General features: G+C 66.9%; 13 protein-coding genes, 1 tRNA gene and 4 pseudogenes. 11 read left to right on the plus strand and 7 right to left on the minus strand.

Going from position 1 to position 13732, the window contains the following annotated elements; all coding sequences use genetic code 11:
* Nucleotides 1-276: 276 nt before the first annotated feature.
* From ispH to ACFVWW_RS04195, 3 genes and pseudogenes are all read left to right on the plus strand, one after another.
* Nucleotides 277-1227, plus strand: a complete 951-nt coding sequence (ispH, locus tag ACFVWW_RS04185; RefSeq protein WP_386875812.1) for a 4-hydroxy-3-methylbut-2-enyl diphosphate reductase — start codon at nucleotides 277-279, stop codon at nucleotides 1225-1227.
* Between the two features lie 262 nt (nucleotides 1228-1489).
* Nucleotides 1490-2047: pseudogene (locus ACFVWW_RS04190) on the plus strand (1-deoxy-D-xylulose-5-phosphate synthase N-terminal domain-containing protein); the annotation flags it as partial.
* A gap of 1 nt (nucleotide 2048) precedes the next feature.
* Nucleotides 2049-2384, plus strand: a pseudogene (locus ACFVWW_RS04195) (flavodoxin-dependent (E)-4-hydroxy-3-methylbut-2-enyl-diphosphate synthase); the annotation flags it as partial.
* Nucleotides 2385-2510: 126 nt separating this feature from the next.
* Here ACFVWW_RS04195 and ACFVWW_RS04200 read toward each other — a convergent pair.
* On the minus strand, nucleotides 2511-2804 hold the full coding sequence (locus ACFVWW_RS04200) for a LuxR C-terminal-related transcriptional regulator (RefSeq protein ID WP_384184414.1): 294 nt from the start codon (nucleotides 2802-2804) through the stop codon (nucleotides 2511-2513).
* Nucleotides 2805-3076: 272 nt separating this feature from the next.
* Between ACFVWW_RS04200 and ACFVWW_RS04205 the strand changes: the two genes are divergently transcribed.
* Nucleotides 3077-3397, plus strand: coding sequence for a hypothetical protein (locus ACFVWW_RS04205; RefSeq protein ID WP_384184416.1), 321 nt, complete (start codon nucleotides 3077-3079; stop codon nucleotides 3395-3397).
* A gap of 191 nt (nucleotides 3398-3588) precedes the next feature.
* Here ACFVWW_RS04205 and ACFVWW_RS04210 read toward each other — a convergent pair whose 3' ends face one another.
* A complete protein-coding gene (locus tag ACFVWW_RS04210; RefSeq protein WP_384184419.1) occupies nucleotides 3589-4752 on the minus strand; it encodes an MFS transporter in 1164 nt (387 codons plus the stop codon).
* Nucleotides 4753-5191: 439 nt separating this feature from the next.
* Between ACFVWW_RS04210 and ACFVWW_RS04215 the strand changes: the two genes are divergently transcribed.
* A complete protein-coding gene (locus ACFVWW_RS04215) occupies nucleotides 5192-5485 on the plus strand; it encodes a DDE-type integrase/transposase/recombinase (protein WP_386876731.1) in 294 nt (97 codons plus the stop codon).
* Between the two features lie 124 nt (nucleotides 5486-5609).
* Here ACFVWW_RS04215 and ACFVWW_RS04220 read toward each other — a convergent pair whose 3' ends face one another.
* Nucleotides 5610-5990 carry a hypothetical protein gene (locus ACFVWW_RS04220; RefSeq protein WP_386875814.1) on the minus strand — a complete coding sequence of 127 codons (381 nt, stop codon included), beginning with the start codon at nucleotides 5988-5990 and terminating at the stop codon, nucleotides 5610-5612.
* Between the two features lie 75 nt (nucleotides 5991-6065).
* On the opposite strand from ACFVWW_RS04220, the pseudogene ACFVWW_RS04225 reads away from it, so the two are divergent.
* Nucleotides 6066-6414, plus strand: a pseudogene (locus ACFVWW_RS04225) (transposase family protein).
* An 805-nt stretch (nucleotides 6415-7219) separates the two neighbouring features.
* Here the strand turns inward: ACFVWW_RS04225 and ACFVWW_RS04230 are convergent.
* The 3 genes and pseudogenes from ACFVWW_RS04230 to ACFVWW_RS04240 all read right to left on the minus strand — a co-directional run bounded on the left by ACFVWW_RS04230 (nucleotide 7220) and on the right by ACFVWW_RS04240 (nucleotide 9553).
* On the minus strand, nucleotides 7220-8140 hold the full coding sequence (locus ACFVWW_RS04230) for a PucR family transcriptional regulator (protein WP_386875816.1): 921 nt from the start codon (nucleotides 8138-8140) through the stop codon (nucleotides 7220-7222).
* 480 nt (nucleotides 8141-8620) lie between these two features.
* Nucleotides 8621-9182 (minus strand): annotated as a pseudogene (locus ACFVWW_RS04235) (transposase); the annotation flags it as partial.
* Entirely contained in the window at nucleotides 9083-9553 is a 471-nt protein-coding gene (locus ACFVWW_RS04240; RefSeq protein ID WP_384184427.1) for an NAD(P)-binding protein, read from the minus strand. The pseudogene ACFVWW_RS04235 and the gene ACFVWW_RS04240, both read right to left, overlap by 100 nt.
* Before the next feature lie 68 nt (nucleotides 9554-9621).
* On the opposite strand from ACFVWW_RS04240, the gene ACFVWW_RS04245 reads away from it, so the two are divergent.
* From ACFVWW_RS04245 to ACFVWW_RS04260, 4 genes are read left to right on the plus strand one after another with little or no spacing between them, the layout of a single operon-like run.
* Entirely contained in the window at nucleotides 9622-11139 is a 1518-nt protein-coding gene (locus ACFVWW_RS04245; protein WP_386875818.1) for a GMC family oxidoreductase, read from the plus strand.
* Between the two features lie 49 nt (nucleotides 11140-11188).
* Nucleotides 11189-11422: a hypothetical protein gene (locus tag ACFVWW_RS04250; protein ID WP_386875820.1), complete on the plus strand. Its 234-nt coding sequence runs from the start codon at nucleotides 11189-11191 to the stop codon at nucleotides 11420-11422.
* Between the two features lie 2 nt (nucleotides 11423-11424).
* The gene (locus ACFVWW_RS04255) at nucleotides 11425-11703 is read left to right on the plus strand and encodes a hypothetical protein (protein ID WP_386875822.1); all 279 of its coding nucleotides are present in this window, start codon (nucleotides 11425-11427) and stop codon (nucleotides 11701-11703) included.
* A gap of 25 nt (nucleotides 11704-11728) precedes the next feature.
* Entirely contained in the window at nucleotides 11729-12499 is a 771-nt protein-coding gene (locus tag ACFVWW_RS04260) for a JmjC domain-containing protein (protein ID WP_386875824.1), read from the plus strand.
* A 547-nt stretch (nucleotides 12500-13046) separates the two neighbouring features.
* Here the strand turns inward: ACFVWW_RS04260 and ACFVWW_RS04265 are convergent.
* Nucleotides 13047-13120 (minus strand) — tRNA-Pro (locus ACFVWW_RS04265).
* 104 nt (nucleotides 13121-13224) lie between these two features.
* Here ACFVWW_RS04265 and ACFVWW_RS04270 point away from each other — a divergent pair.
* Nucleotides 13225-13689, plus strand: coding sequence for a DUF309 domain-containing protein (locus ACFVWW_RS04270; RefSeq protein ID WP_386875826.1), 465 nt, complete (start codon nucleotides 13225-13227; stop codon nucleotides 13687-13689).
* The last annotated feature ends 43 nt before the right edge of the window (nucleotides 13690-13732 follow it).

A 13732-nucleotide genomic window follows, 5' to 3' on the forward strand; every position in this document is an offset into this window, starting at 1 on the left:
ACCTCTCCTGTCGTGTCAACGACGCGGCGTGAGCATCTTCGACTTTAGGAAAAACCCCAAAGAGGACGGCGTAAGGCCTGGATTGGACTACCCTGCGGAATGATAGCTGCTGGGCGGCACCAAGGCCGTGTTCGAGTCCGGCTATTAAGCCGGCACCCAACGGCAGACAAGACTTCCTGAGAAGGACTCGGTCTCTACCGACCGGCGTGGATGCCCTGTTCGGCAACGCAAGCCAGGCGTTCCGACGCGGACGTCATGGCACGGAACGGAGTGGGAATGAATGGCGGTAAGCAGGTCCTGCTGGCCGAGCCGCGGAGTTTGTGTGCCGGTGTACGCCGAGCGATAGCCATCATCGACCTCGCGCTGGAACAGCACGGCGCGCCGGTCTACGTCCGCAAGGAGATCGTGCACAACCACTACGTGGTGCGCGAGTTCCAGCGCCGGGGTGTCCGGTTCGTCGACTCCGAGCAGGAGGTGCCGGAGGGCGCGGTGTGTGTCTTCTCCGCGCACGGTGTCTCCCCGCAGGTGCGGCAGAACGCGGACGCACGCGGGCTGGACGTGCTCGACGCGACCTGCCCCCTGGTGGCCAAGGTGCACCAGGAGGCCCGCCGGTTCGCCCGCGACGGGCGGACGTTGCTGCTGGTCGGGCACGCGGACCACGAGGAGGTCGAGGGCACCTACGGGCACGCTCCCGACCAGACGGTCATCGTCGAGACGGTCGCGGACGCGGAGGCACTGGACCTTCCCCCCGACGCACCGGTCGCCTACCTCACCCAGACCACGCTCTCGGTGGACGAGACCAGGGACATCATCGCCGTGCTTCAGCGCAGGTTCACCGACCTGCGCGGGCCCGCCACCGACGACATCTGTTACGCCAGCCAGAACCGCCAGGACGGCATCAGGGCCATCGTGGACCGGTGCGACCTGGTGCTGGTGGTCGGTTCGACCAACTCCAGCAACTCGATCCGGATGGTCGAGGTGGCGCGCAGGCTCGGCGGCAGGGCCGAACTGGTGCCGGACGTGACCCACTTCGACCCCACGTGGCTGGCCGGCGTGAGCACGGTCGGCGTGAGCGCCGGCGCGAGCGCGCCGGAGATCCTCGTCGACCAGCTGCTCGACCGGCTCGCCGAACTGGGTTACGCGGACACGTCTGTAGAACGGGTGGCGACCGAGGACATCGTGTTCTCCCCGCCCACGCGGCTGACCGGAGTGGCGGACGTGCCGTGACCGATCGAGACCGGGCGACCCCTGTCGCTGATGGCGCCGGCAAGGACTCTGTCGGCAAGGGCGAGTCGGCGGTGAGGCGCGTCGGCCGTCGTTCCGACCTGTCCGACCAGCCGCGGCCACCACATGCCATGAGGGTCCTTCCAGGCGTCAGCCGGCACACGAGGCCGTCGGCCGAACCGGCATCGCGCCTGGCCGTCGGCCCGAACTGACCGAGAGGGCGGCCGCGGCCGCCCACCACGCCCGGTGAGGAGCACTGTTCGACATGGCGCTGCTGGAAACCGTGCACGACCCGGCGCGGCTGCGTGAGCTGACCGCCGGGGAGCTCCGCGACCTCGCCGGGGAGATCCGCGCGTTCCTGATCGAGCGGGTCTCCGCGACCGGGGGACACCTCGGGCCCAACCTGGGTGTGGTGGAGCTGACCATCGCGTTGCACACGGTGTTCGAGTCCCCGCGGGACCGGTTGCTGTGGGGCACCGGGCACCAGTCCTACGTGCACAAGATCCTCACCGGCCGCCAGGCCGGGTTCGACCGGCTGCGCAAGTCGGGCGGGATCTCCGGCTACCCGAGCCGGGAGGAGTCCGAGCACGACCTGGTGGAGAACTCACACGCGTCCACCACGCTGTCCTATGCGGACGGGCTGGCCAGGGCGGACGCCCACCTCGGCCGACGCGACCGGGCAACCGTCGCGATCATCGGCGACGGCGCGATGACCGGCGGCATGGCCTGGGAGGCGCTCAACAACATCGCGGGCGGGCGGGAGCGGCCGCTCGTCATGGTACTCAACGACAACCAACGCTCCTACGCGCCGACCGTCGGCGGGCCTGGAGTCGCTTGGGTTGCGGCCACGGGGACTGGACATCGTGTCGTGCCCGTCCTGCGGCCGGGCCCAGGTCGATGTGCACACCCTCGCCGAGCGGGTCACCGCGGCACTCGAGGGGTTCCCGGTGCCGTTGCGGGTGGCGGTGATGGGCTGTGTCGTCAATGGGCCTGGCGAGGCGCGCGAGGCCGACATCGGTGTCGCCGCCGGCAACGGCAAGGGCCAGATCTTCGTCAAGGGCAAGGTGATCCACACGGTCCCCGAGTCACAGATCGTGGAGACCCTCCTGGCCGAGGCCGCACGCATCGCCGAGGAGATGGGCGTGGACGTCGAGACGTGACCGGCCGCACCCGGTCCGACGACGAGAAGAGAGGTCTTCCATGACGAACCCGACGAGCTTCACAGGGAAGGGAACTCGTCTCCCTCCACTGGATGTACGGATTACGATCTCGCGAACCACCGAGCGTTAATCCAAAGTTTCACACGCAATGCGCGGGGGCCACGAATCTGTTCGCAGAATCTGGAGGACGAACGCCCTCGAAACCAACGAGACACGATTCGGCGCCTGCAACTTGTCGGACATGACGCGGACGTGATAGTCAATGGTCTTCGAACTGAGGTGCAACTCTCTCGAAAGTCGCCCGCTGGAGAAGCCGGCCGCAACACCCTCCAGGATCCTGCCCTGGACCGAGCTGAGAACCCAGCTACCGACCGGCCGGGACACTTCGCAGCCGTGCTGATCATCATCCATGGCACCCATCCATTCCGTACAGCCGGCTGGGCCAAAGGACCGTAGCCGGAGAAATACAGAGCGAGAAGCACTTGAATAAGATCCTAGGTGGACCCCTCACTCTTTGTCACTGTTGCGCCGTCGCAACCCGTCATTTTCTGTCCACCTCGGAATTCCCTCCAAATTTTGAGGAATTCTGGCCTTGTTCGTGACGTGTGCCGGGGAATGGCGTTGGCCGACGAGCTACGACATGAAGATCATCAGTTCCCGCGCATCCAACCCCGGGGAGGAGACTCAGCCCTGTGTCCACAGCGGAGCAGCTCCGAGGAACGGCCGTAACGAACTTCGCGCGCGATACCAAGACCGCAGCGCCGGCAGAACCGGACGCCCTGATTCAGACCCTGTACGAGGACCTGAGCAGACTGCCGGCCAGCGCACAGCTGGACGCGATGCTGTGCCTGCTGGAGGCGGCCAGGCTGATGCTGCCCACGCTCACCCCGGCGCGTGGCGAGCTCGCCGGCGAAGACCTCGACGACATCCGCGCGGCCATGCGCGCCGCGTCGCTCTCGGTGCGCAGCTACCTGTGGCGGACCGGTGACAACGATCCGGTGGACCGGAAGTGAGACTCTCGAGCCGCCACAAGAAGTGGCGGCTCATCTGTTCCGTGCAGGGCGACCCCCACCCGGACGACACACTGGAGAAGAAGCCGGTTGAAACACGTGACCGACGAAGCGCCGGTGCTGGTTGTACGTGTGCGACGCCGGCGTTCGACAGCTCGACGAACGCCGGTGTCGTCACCGGCTTCCGGCTGGGCTCACAGCCGGCTGTCGGCGCGTGCCGGTGAGGCTCGCAGCCGGGTCGCGCCGCGCAGGTCGGGCAGGAAGGTCATGGCGATCGCCGCGCAGGCCATGAAGCCCGCGCACACCAGCAGACCGGCACCGAACCCCGCGTTGGCTGCCAGCACTCCCAGCGTGAGCGGAGCGAACGCGGATACACCACGCCCGATGTTGTAGCTGAATCCGGCACCGGTCGTCCGCACCCTGGTCGGGAACAACTCACCCAGGTACACGCCGAAGACGCCCGCGTAGGCCGCGAAGAAGGCGAACATCGGACCCAGCCACAGCAGCGTCGTGTGGTCGGCGGTGACCACGTACAGCGGCAAGGTCAGCGCCACACCGGCCAGTGACAGCACCAGTGCGTACTTGCCGCCGATCCGGTCGGCGATCAGTCCGAAGACGTTGTAGCCGACGAACATCCCGATATTGAGCACCGTCATGAACAGCGCGACCGTCGCGGCCGGGATGCCCTTGTCGGCCTGCAGGTAGGTGGGCAGCCACGTGGACGCGCCCCACGCCCCGAACATCGCGAACGTCGTCACGGTCGCACCGAGCAACGTTTTCCTGCGCAGTTCCGGAGCGAAGATCTCCTTCACCTTCACCGGCGTGGTCTTCTGCTCGACCCACTCGGCCGACTCACGGAAGAACAGTCCGACGATGACCAGCGGGATCACCACGCCCACCCCGCCGATGAAGAACAACAGGCGCCAGTCCGGGAGCAGGGCACCCGACAGGACCGCGGCGACCACCCCGCCGATCGGGAACGAGCTGAGTACGAACGCGACCGCACGGCCCCGTTGCGCGGCCGGCCACGTCTCGACCACGTAGGCCGACACCACTCCCCAGACACCTCCGAGTCCCAGACCCGCGGCGAAACGCAGCACCAGGAACATCGTGAAACTCTGAACTCCCAGGATCGCCGCGGTGAACACGCCGAACACCGCGAGCGAAATCATCAACGCCCGTTTGCGGCCGTAGTTGTCGGCGAGCCAGCCGACAGTTACGCTGCTCAGCCCGATCCCGAGCAACGTCGCCGTGGCGAGCAGGCCGCCCTGTGTCGTCGTGAGTCCCAGATCGGCGCGGATCACAGGCAGCATGAACGACAGCAGCAAGATTTCCAGCGCGTCGAACATGTAGGCCATGAACGAGCCGATGAGCACAACCCATCTGTTAGATCCACTCAATCGAACCAGTCCATTCAGCCCTCAAGTTTCTCCGCTCGGGAGAACGAATGCTAGGCGCCCGCGCAGGGTTCATCGTGACTCAGCTCCGATTTTCCGCAATTCGCGGAGAACCGTCCGAGAACTCATTAAAATCGGCTACCAGTCGCACCGGCTTCGCGGACGCCTCTTCTCCGGCACAGCGGCCGGCTCGCCAGTTGGATGGCGTCACTCAGGCCCCACCACCAGGCGGCGAACCTGTCCGGCTCGTCGAACTGCGGTCACGGCCCGGGCCTGAGGTTGACGGCGTGGGCTGGGGCGGGTCGGACGGGACTTCACCGCATCCCGCCCCGGGATGCGGTTGGTTGGTGACATGACCGAACTACTCAAGCTGGAAGGGACGTTGTAACTGGAGACCTGTATCGATCTCGCGACGCGGGAGGTGGTCGGCTGGGCGATGGCCGACCACCACCACGCCGGGCTGCCGGTCGTCGCCCTGCGGATGGCGGCCGGGCGAGGTGGCCTGGAAATTGACTGCATCATGCACACCGACCGTGGCAGCGAATACACAAATGACAAATTCCGTGCCGAGATACGCAAGTTGTGCATACGACAGTCGATGGGACGTGTCGGCTCTTGTTATGAGAATGCTGTTACGGAAAGCTGGTTTGCCGTCCGCAAAGCGGAGATCGGAACCACCGTCCGGAAGCCGTGAGGCTGCCCAGGCCGACGTCTTCCGGTACATCGAGATCGAGTACAACCGCAGCCGGCTCCGCAGGCATCCCTAAGGACTGTCCTGTAACTGCTGTTCATCTCCAGCGGGAGACAGCCTGCGGCGGTCAGCAGAAGATGAGCTCGACTTCCTTCTCCAAGCAGTACTTCATGACGGTGACCAGGTGGCGCACGTCGTCGATGCGTCGCTCAAGGACGGGATCCCCGTCCTCGTGCTGCCGCTGGTCGGTGATTGCCTCCAGCCTGGGCAGCATGGCCGCGCATTGAGCGTGCGCGAGAGAGCCGTCGTCGTCTGGATGGTCGAGTAGCGGTGCCAGCGTGGTGGAGACGCTGCTCCACACGCGGTCTCCACCGAATCCGTTCATCTCCGCAAGGGTGAACCCCTCCGCCTGGGCCAGCCACTCCCTGAACATGTTGAAGCCGGTATAGGACCAGGAGACGTCTGGGCTGGTCACGTCGTCGTCTCCGGGGGAGAGCATGAGCCCCATCCTGTTCCTCCTTGCTTGCCCGATGCCCAGGATCAGTCGCGGGGAGACATGTCGGCAACTGAAATGATCCGTCGTATGGCTGGTGTGATCACGGCGTCGGAGTCCTCGTGGACAGCCCCGTTCACCGGGCTGAGCCCGCGCGCCTTTGCCAAGTTGATGACGGTTCTGCGGCGCGAGGGTGCAGACGCGGTCCGCAGGGGTCGGCCGTGGAGTGATGCCCCACCGGCGCCGCAAAGGAGAGGAGCTGCCCGACTGGAAGCAGGCCCACAACGAATCCCACAAGCAGGTCCGCGCCCGCGTCGAGCACGTCTTCGCCTGTATGAAGACCTGGAAGATTCTCCGCGACTGCCGTCTCCAAGGCGACGGCGTCCACCACGCCATGCTCGGTATCGCACGGATGCACAACCTCGCCCTCGCCGGATAGACCACCCAGCCGTACAGCACGGTTCCGGAGTCCGCTTTCGTCCGCTCGCTCGTGTCGGTCGCCAGCAAGTGCAGGGATCGTGGCCTCGCCGGTCGGATGAGCGCAGTGCATGGCCCATGCGCCTGCGGACGCCCGAATGCCGAGCACTGGGTGGTTGTTGCGAGCTTCGTCACCCGACCGTGAGGACGCGGGGGATGCCCTTTCACATGTGATGGAGGTCGGGCGCTTGTTCGACCGAATCGGTTGGCGGAATCCGGTCCTGATCCCGTCGCGCGCGTGGGCGTCGCGGTTGCACCGCCGACTCGCTGACACCGGAGGGTCGACGTGCTGGGGCCGTCGGACCGTCATGGGGAGCTCGCCGCGGCGCTGTCGTCGCTTGCGAACAGGCTTCGCGACGCAGGGTTACCCGGTCCACGAACGTGCCTCCTCGCGACAGGGAGAACCAACACTGAGATCGCTGCAACGCTCCAGGTCAACAGCCGTGCTGTCGAGAAACCTCATCATCTGCTATCGCAAGCTCGGAGTCGGAGGCGGGGCAGGATTTGGTAGGGGTGCTCGAGTGTGCCGCGAGCCGGTCCGCGGCGGAATCGCTGACCGAGCGGTAGTGCTGTCGGGGCGAGCCTGTCCACGGTGCGTGAGTGTGCGATCCGGTACGGGAACGCCGCTGGGGCGCTGTCCACTACATCTGCACGCACGCGATCACGCCCAAGTCGTGAGCGTCGTCCGACCGCTGCAGGTCCGCTACGGAAGCAGCGACGCGCGGCCGGCTACGCGCCGTCCTGCACGGCGATCAGCGCACACCTGGTCATCCATGCAGGGTTTCGGCGATCAGCGCCGCCGTCAGCATCTGCGCGCCCCTGCCACTGGTCGGGTCGCAGCCGGTGACCTCTCCGATCCGCCTCAGGCGGTAGTCCAGCGTGCTGCGGTGGATGAACAGGCTGCGGGCCGCCTTGTTCCTGCTGTAGTCAGAGTCGACGAAGGCAGTCAGCGTCTCCCACAGGACCTTGTGCGCCCGAAGCGGCCTGATCACCGCAGCCAGGTTGGTCCGCACCTTCTCGTGCAGCGTGAACGCATACTCGACCAACACGTCTGAGATCGTGTAGGCACCGCTCGGGCGCAGTCCCGCCACCACCAGCCTCAGCACGTAGGACGCCTCGTTGAACCCATCGACGAGGCGTGCTCTGTCCCGTTCCGCAGTCGCGAGCCAGCCCCTGCCGCCAAGACACTGGGTCAGCCTCGTCACCGAGCGTTCGCCGCTGCCTAAACCGCCTGCCGGGATGAAGAGAATGACGTTGCCGTCCCGGTGCGTCAGCAGCGTGTCCTCTCCCGCCACCGCGCGCAACGCTTCCACCTCGCGGCCGGGCTCCGCAAGCCTCACCACGGCGATCAGGTATCGAGGAGTAAGCCCTTCGAGCACGTCCGCGGGCAGCGGATGACCGTCGGCGAGGTCGCCTGCCAGATCACGCGAAACATCCGCAGTGGTTTTTTGCTGGTATCCGTCGAGGAAGTCCTGCAGCAGGCGACCCCCGGAGCGCGCGATGGCGGCCAGCCTCGGATCACCTGCCGCCGCCTTGGTCAGCAGCTCAACCAGCTCGTCCGGCTCGTTACCGGTCCACTCCTGCCCTGCGGCCCGCACCTTCGCTCTGAAGTCAGCGACCCTGTCCTCCTCCGGCGTCGAGCGGAGCACCTCGACCGGAGATAGCGACCTGCCTATCATTTCGGTCATTTCTTCGCGATCCCCTTCGTGGACTCGGAGCCTGGCCGCAGAATGTACAACACCAGCCAAAAGAATCACTTCCCTAATTTTCCGGGCAACTCGGTAAAGGGATCGGTGAAGGCATCGGTAAAAAACCCTAGGACACGCCCCGGCGCGGCACAAGAGTTCCTTATGCGCCTCTGGGGCCGAGCGGTGGCCCGTATCGCCGCACGCAAACGGGCGTTCCCCTCTGCCGGTGACGATCGCAAAAGAGTGGTCGGAGCTGCGGCATTGAATAGGTTGGCATGTTCCGCCGGGCGGGGAACATGCGAGGCGTTGCCCGTATCCGTCATTTCGAGGACCGATTGACACCCGTTTTCGGGCCCCTGACGAGCCATGCCGTACGGGCGCGGGGACGTCGTCGCGCCGGAGCCAACTGGGCCAGGTGGCCGAGGAGTTGCGCTGTGACCTGGGTCTGTCCAGCCATCGATGTAACTCGTGTGGTGTGAGTTACCGACGGCCGATGGAGAGTCGGCTGTCGAAGGCGATGTCGAATGCCTGAAGTGCGGGCTTCCATCGCGTGGCGCAGCGTTTGCGGCCCTGGCCGGTGGGGGCCAGGCTCATGATGGCCATGTAGACGCACTTCAGTGCGGCGGCTTCGTTCGGGAAGTGTCCGCGGGCCCTGACGGCTTTGCGGATCCGCGCGTTGAAGGAAGGGTACGAACTCGGCCCAGGAATTCTCCAAAAGCCGTATGATCGCGGGATATTTGGCGCCCCACTCCTCCTGGAAGTCCAGGAAGCGGTCCTCGGCGGCCTTCGCGGTCGGTACGGTGCAGATCGGCTTGAACGCCTTGGATATTTTGTCCCGGTCCTGGCGGGCCGCGTAACGGAACGAGGCCCGCATCAGGTGAACGACACACGTTTGCGTGACCGCCTGCGGCCATACTGCCGCGATGGCGTCCGGCAACCCCTTCAGTCCATCGCAGACGACCATGCACACATCCTCGACACCCCGGTTGCGGATCTCGGTGAGGACCTGGAGCCAGTACTTGGCACCTTCACCGCCGTCGCCCAGGACACGTCGAGGCTCCCTTGCGGGGACATTGCGTGTGTCCGCGTTCCGCCCAAGTGGTTTCTGGCTTCGAAGACGGTCACGTCGAAGCGATGTGACAGAGCATAGGCCGCGGCATCCCGGACACTCCGGCCCCGATCACCACTGCTGTCGGTTTGCCACGCGGTGCAGGAGGCACGAACTGGGTGCCATGATCCGGCTGCTGGGCACAGACGCCAACGAAACAGCCCCCGCTCCTGCCAGGGAGGCAAACACCAACCTCCGCGCGGTCTCGCCACAGTCGACCTGCGATGGCTGCGGCAACGAACCCTCGCGTGCCGCTTCCCGAACTCGGAGTTCGGCGCCCGGTTCATGCGGGTAGCCTCCTTCATTCATCGCCCATCGGTCACAGAAACCGCCGGGCAGTCCGTGAGGAAATTCCAGATGAATGAGGATGGCTATGGAGCAAATATACGACTACGTCATCGTCGGCGGCGGAACGGCCGGCGCAGTGCTGGCCGCCCGGCTGTCGGAAAACTCTGAAGCCCGTGTGGCCCTTCTGGAGGCGGGAGCCGGAGGGGGCCCTGCGATCATGTCGGATGCGAACCCTGAGGCAGCAGTCGGTCTCTGGGGATCGTCCGTGGACTGGAACTACACGACAACACCTCAGTCAGGTACCGAAAACACTGTCCATACCTGGCCCAGAGGGCGGGTACTGGGCGGTTCCAGCAGTATCAACGGCATGACTCACCTGCGCGGCCACGCATCAAGCTACGACGCCTGGGAGCAGCAGGGCGCCGTTGGCTGGAACTACCAGGAAATGCTGCCGTTCCTCATGCGCAGCGAGCGGGCGAGAGGCCGGGATCCGCACTTCCGGGGACAAGCGGGTTCCATGACCATCGAGGAGCCGCCCGCCGCGACTCCTCTCGCGCAGGACCTCCATGACGCGGCAGTCGACGCGGGCTTCCCGCGCTGTGAGGACGGTAACGCCCCCCAGGCCGAAGGGGTGTTCTGGTGCGAAAGGAATGTCGCCCGAGGCCGCAGGCAGAGCGCTGCGGACGCGTATCTGCTTCCGGTGCTCTCACGGCCCAATCTCACCGTCGTCACCGACGCACAGGTGCAGCGCCTCCTCATGGACAACGGCCGATGCAGAGGTGCCGAGTACGTTCGGAACGGCAAGCCACGCACCGTCCACGCCGAGCGGGAAGTCGTGCTGAGCGCGGGAACCATCGGATCTCCGCAGATACTCATGCTCTCCGGCATCGGCCCCGCCGACCATCTGCGACAGCTAGGGATCCCGGTTCGTGCCGATCTCCCCGGTGTAGGCGCCAACCTGCACGACCATCCCCTGGCCTGGACCTCCTACGGGGTGAAGAAGTCCCCGGTACCTGGCCCCTCGCGGCAGGCGATGCTCCTCGCACGCACCGGCCGGGGCAGGGATCCCGACATCCTGATGAGCTTCACGCCCGTGGCGCTGAAACCACGATGGGCAGGTGCCCAAGAGGGCTTCTCGATCCTCTTCGGCCTTGCGACCCCCACCAGCCGGGGCAGCGTGCGCCTGCGCAGCGCGGACCCCACCTCCTACCCTCTCATCGACCCCGCCTATTTGGCCGAAAGCGAAGACTTGGCCCGTATGGTCGCCGCCTTGCGCATGGCACGGCACATCGCGCGGGCCGACGCCTTGTCAGCCTGGCGTGACGACGAGATCCTCCCTGGCCAGGAGGTTGTCACCGACGAAGAGTGCGGTGCGTACATCCGCCACACCGTCGGCACCTACTTCCACCCGGTGGGCACCTGCCGCATCGGCACGGACGACGAGGCTGTGGTCGACACGGCCCTGCGCGTCCACGGTATCGACGGCCTGAGCATCGCCGACGCCTCCGTGATGCCCTCGATTGTCTCGGCCAACACCAACGCGGCCGTACTGGGCATCGCCGAGCGCGCGGCGCACATGGTCGCCACCCGCGCCGCGCGCTGAGGCGGTGGGGCTCGTAAAGTCATCGCTGCAGGTGATCTGCGGTGTCCATATGGCGTTCCTGGAACACGGCACCCGCCAACTGCACCTCACCGGCATCACCGCCCACCCCACCCGGGCCTGGGCGAAGCAACGGGCCCGCAATCTCGCCGACCAACTCGCCACGCGCATGGAGTCCCTGCGCTTCGTGCTGCGCGACCGCGACACCAAGTACGACCAGTCCTTCGACGCCGCCTTCGAAGCCGAGGACATGAATGTGCTGCTCAGCGCGTCACAGTCGCCTTGATCGTGGTGGAGGTGTTCGAAGGCGCCGACACGCCGCGAGTGGAGCTGAACGACGGAGACCGGGTCGCCATCGAGCTCCGCCGCCGCACCGGGCAGACCGACACGACCGACACCTACGGTGAGGCTGGCACGGGCAGCGCCGCCGACGACACATCGCCACCGCCCGGGGAGGTCATGTCCATCTCGCTCCAGACCGTCGACATCGAGCTGGACAACCAGAGCTTCGGCATGATCACGGCCTGCGCAGGGTGCGCGTCCAACGTCGGCGGGCCGAGTTGCTGAGCGGCACCGCTCGGAACTGATTCCTGTGGACACGGAGAAGCGAGGGCTGGCCGCAGTCCTCGGCAGCCTGAACGTCACGTCCTTCCTCCGCACGAGCTGGGAGCGCGAAGCGCAGCTGCTCGGCGGGGCCGCCGCTCCGCTGGTCGGGCGGCTGTTCACGATCGAAGACTTCGAGCGGCTGGCCTGCGGCGGCGATACCGATCTCAGCGTCGTACAGGAGGGCCGGGCACGGCCGGTCGTCCCCCACCACTCCGACCGGGCCCCGGGGCGGGACGTCCTGTCCGCCTACCGCTCCGGCGCCACGCTACTGCTCTCCCTCCTGGCCCGGCGCTGCTCCCTGGTCGGCGAGCTGTGCCGCGGCATCGAGTTCGACCTGGAGCTGGGCGCGCTCCCCTCCGAGTCGGTGGGCGCCAACGCGTACCTCACTCCCCCGCGCGCGCAGGGCTTCGACCACCACCACGACGACCATTCGGTGCTCGTCGCCCAACTGCACGGCAGCAAGCGGTGGGAGGTGTTCGCGCCCGGCTCGCAGCAGTCGGAAGCCCTCGTCTCCGCAACGTTGGAGCCGGGCGACGTCCTGTCGGTCCCCCACGGCTTTCCCCACGTCGCATACACGGCGGACGAGGCGTCGCTGCACCTCACACTCGGCCTGCACACGCTGTCCTGGGCGGACACCAAGGCGGATGCTCCGCGCCCACGAGCCGTTCCGCCGCTCGGTCACCGGTCCCGAAGCCCTCGCGTCCGCGCTGCCTCACCTCCAGCGAATCCGACAGCGAGTACGGGCTCGCGCGGCTGACCTTCCCCGGCGGTACTCTGCGCCTCGACGGGCGGCTCCAGCCCGTCGTCGACCACGTGGCGAAGGCGGAGTCCTTCACGCCCGGGGAGCTGCCAGCGGTCGGTCAGCACTACGACGCCGTCGAGCAGACCCGGATCTTCGTGCGGCACAACCTCTTCCTGCCGGTCGAGAGCGCTGCGGGACCGGCGCCGTCCGTCCGGGCCGCGGCCGCCGCGGCGGGCCCGACCGCGGCCTCGACTCCGGCCGTCCCCACACGAGCGGCAGATCCTGTCGTACGGACCCGCGACCTGTCCCTGGTCCGGGACAACGGACCTTCGGCCGGCCATCACCTGGGCTGGATGCGCCTGCGGGAACGCCTCACCGCTGCCGAGTGCGACGACCTCGTCGCACCTGAGCGCACTGCGGGCTCCACGCTCCCTGCCAACTCCCGGTGTCATCACCCGCTGACACCGGTCAAGGAATCCTGGTCCCCACCTGGTCCCCAAAAAAGATCAAGGGCCGGTTTCGGATGTCTCCGAAACCGGCCCTGACCTGCGACTGTCTCCAGTCGGGACGACAGGATTTGAACCTGCGACCCCTTGACCCCCAGTCAAGTGCGCTACCAAGCTGCGCCACGTCCCGGTGCCCGGCCTCACCGGCGGGATTCCCCCGGTTGGCCACGCAAGAGAACATTACCTCACTCCGTGCAGCCGGGAGACAGCCCCTGTCCGGGCGACAATCGACGTATGAAGGAGAACCGGCGGGACCGTGACAGCGAGGGGCGGGCGCGGAACGCGCGGCCGCGGGATGGGCTGGGGCGGCCGTTGCCGTACGAGGCGGAGGGGGTGGAGCGGCAGCCGGAGGGGGTGGTGCGTACGCCTGAGGAGAGCGTCAGGGAGGCGCAGCGGCTGTTGGACGAGGGGAAGCCCTTCCACGCGCACGAGGTGTTCGAGGACGCCTGGAAGTCGGGCCCCGACGCGGAGCGGGCGCTGTGGCGGGGGCTGGCTCAGCTCGCGGTGGGGCTGACGCATGCCGCCCGGGGCAATACGGCGGGCGGCGCGCGGCTGCTGCTGCGCGGCGCGGGCGGGATCGCCGCGTACCCCGCCCCGCACGGCATCGATGTCGACGGGCTGACCGCCTGGGCCCGGGAGCTGGCGGGACGGCTGGACGGCCCGGTGGACGCGGCCGACGAGGCCCCACGGCTGACCTGACGCAGCCGACCTCACGCGGGTGACGTCACGCGGCTGACGTCAC

The organism is Streptomyces sp. NPDC058198 (genome assembly GCF_042882605.1).
Classification (GTDB): domain Bacteria; phylum Actinomycetota; class Actinomycetes; order Streptomycetales; family Streptomycetaceae; genus Streptomyces.

Coding starts and splice junctions, on each gene's coding strand:
- ispH (WP_386875812.1), top strand. CDS start 277: ATGAATGGCGGTAAGCAGGTCCTGCTGGCCGAGCCGCGGAGTTTGTGT.
- ACFVWW_RS04200 (WP_384184414.1), bottom strand. CDS start 2,804: ATGGGTGCCATGGATGATGATCAGCACGGCTGCGAAGTGTCCCGGCCG.
- ACFVWW_RS04210 (WP_384184419.1), bottom strand. CDS start 4,752: ATGGCCTACATGTTCGACGCGCTGGAAATCTTGCTGCTGTCGTTCATG.
- ACFVWW_RS04220 (WP_386875814.1), bottom strand. CDS start 5,990: ATGGGGCTCATGCTCTCCCCCGGAGACGACGACGTGACCAGCCCAGAC.
- ACFVWW_RS04230 (WP_386875816.1), bottom strand. CDS start 8,140: ATGACCGAAATGATAGGCAGGTCGCTATCTCCGGTCGAGGTGCTCCGC.
- ACFVWW_RS04240 (WP_384184427.1), bottom strand. CDS start 9,553: ATGAAGGAGGCTACCCGCATGAACCGGGCGCCGAACTCCGAGTTCGGG.
- ACFVWW_RS04245 (WP_386875818.1), top strand. CDS start 9,622: ATGGAGCAAATATACGACTACGTCATCGTCGGCGGCGGAACGGCCGGC.
- ACFVWW_RS04250 (WP_386875820.1), top strand. CDS start 11,189: ATGGCGTTCCTGGAACACGGCACCCGCCAACTGCACCTCACCGGCATC.
- ACFVWW_RS04270 (WP_386875826.1), top strand. CDS start 13,225: ATGAAGGAGAACCGGCGGGACCGTGACAGCGAGGGGCGGGCGCGGAAC.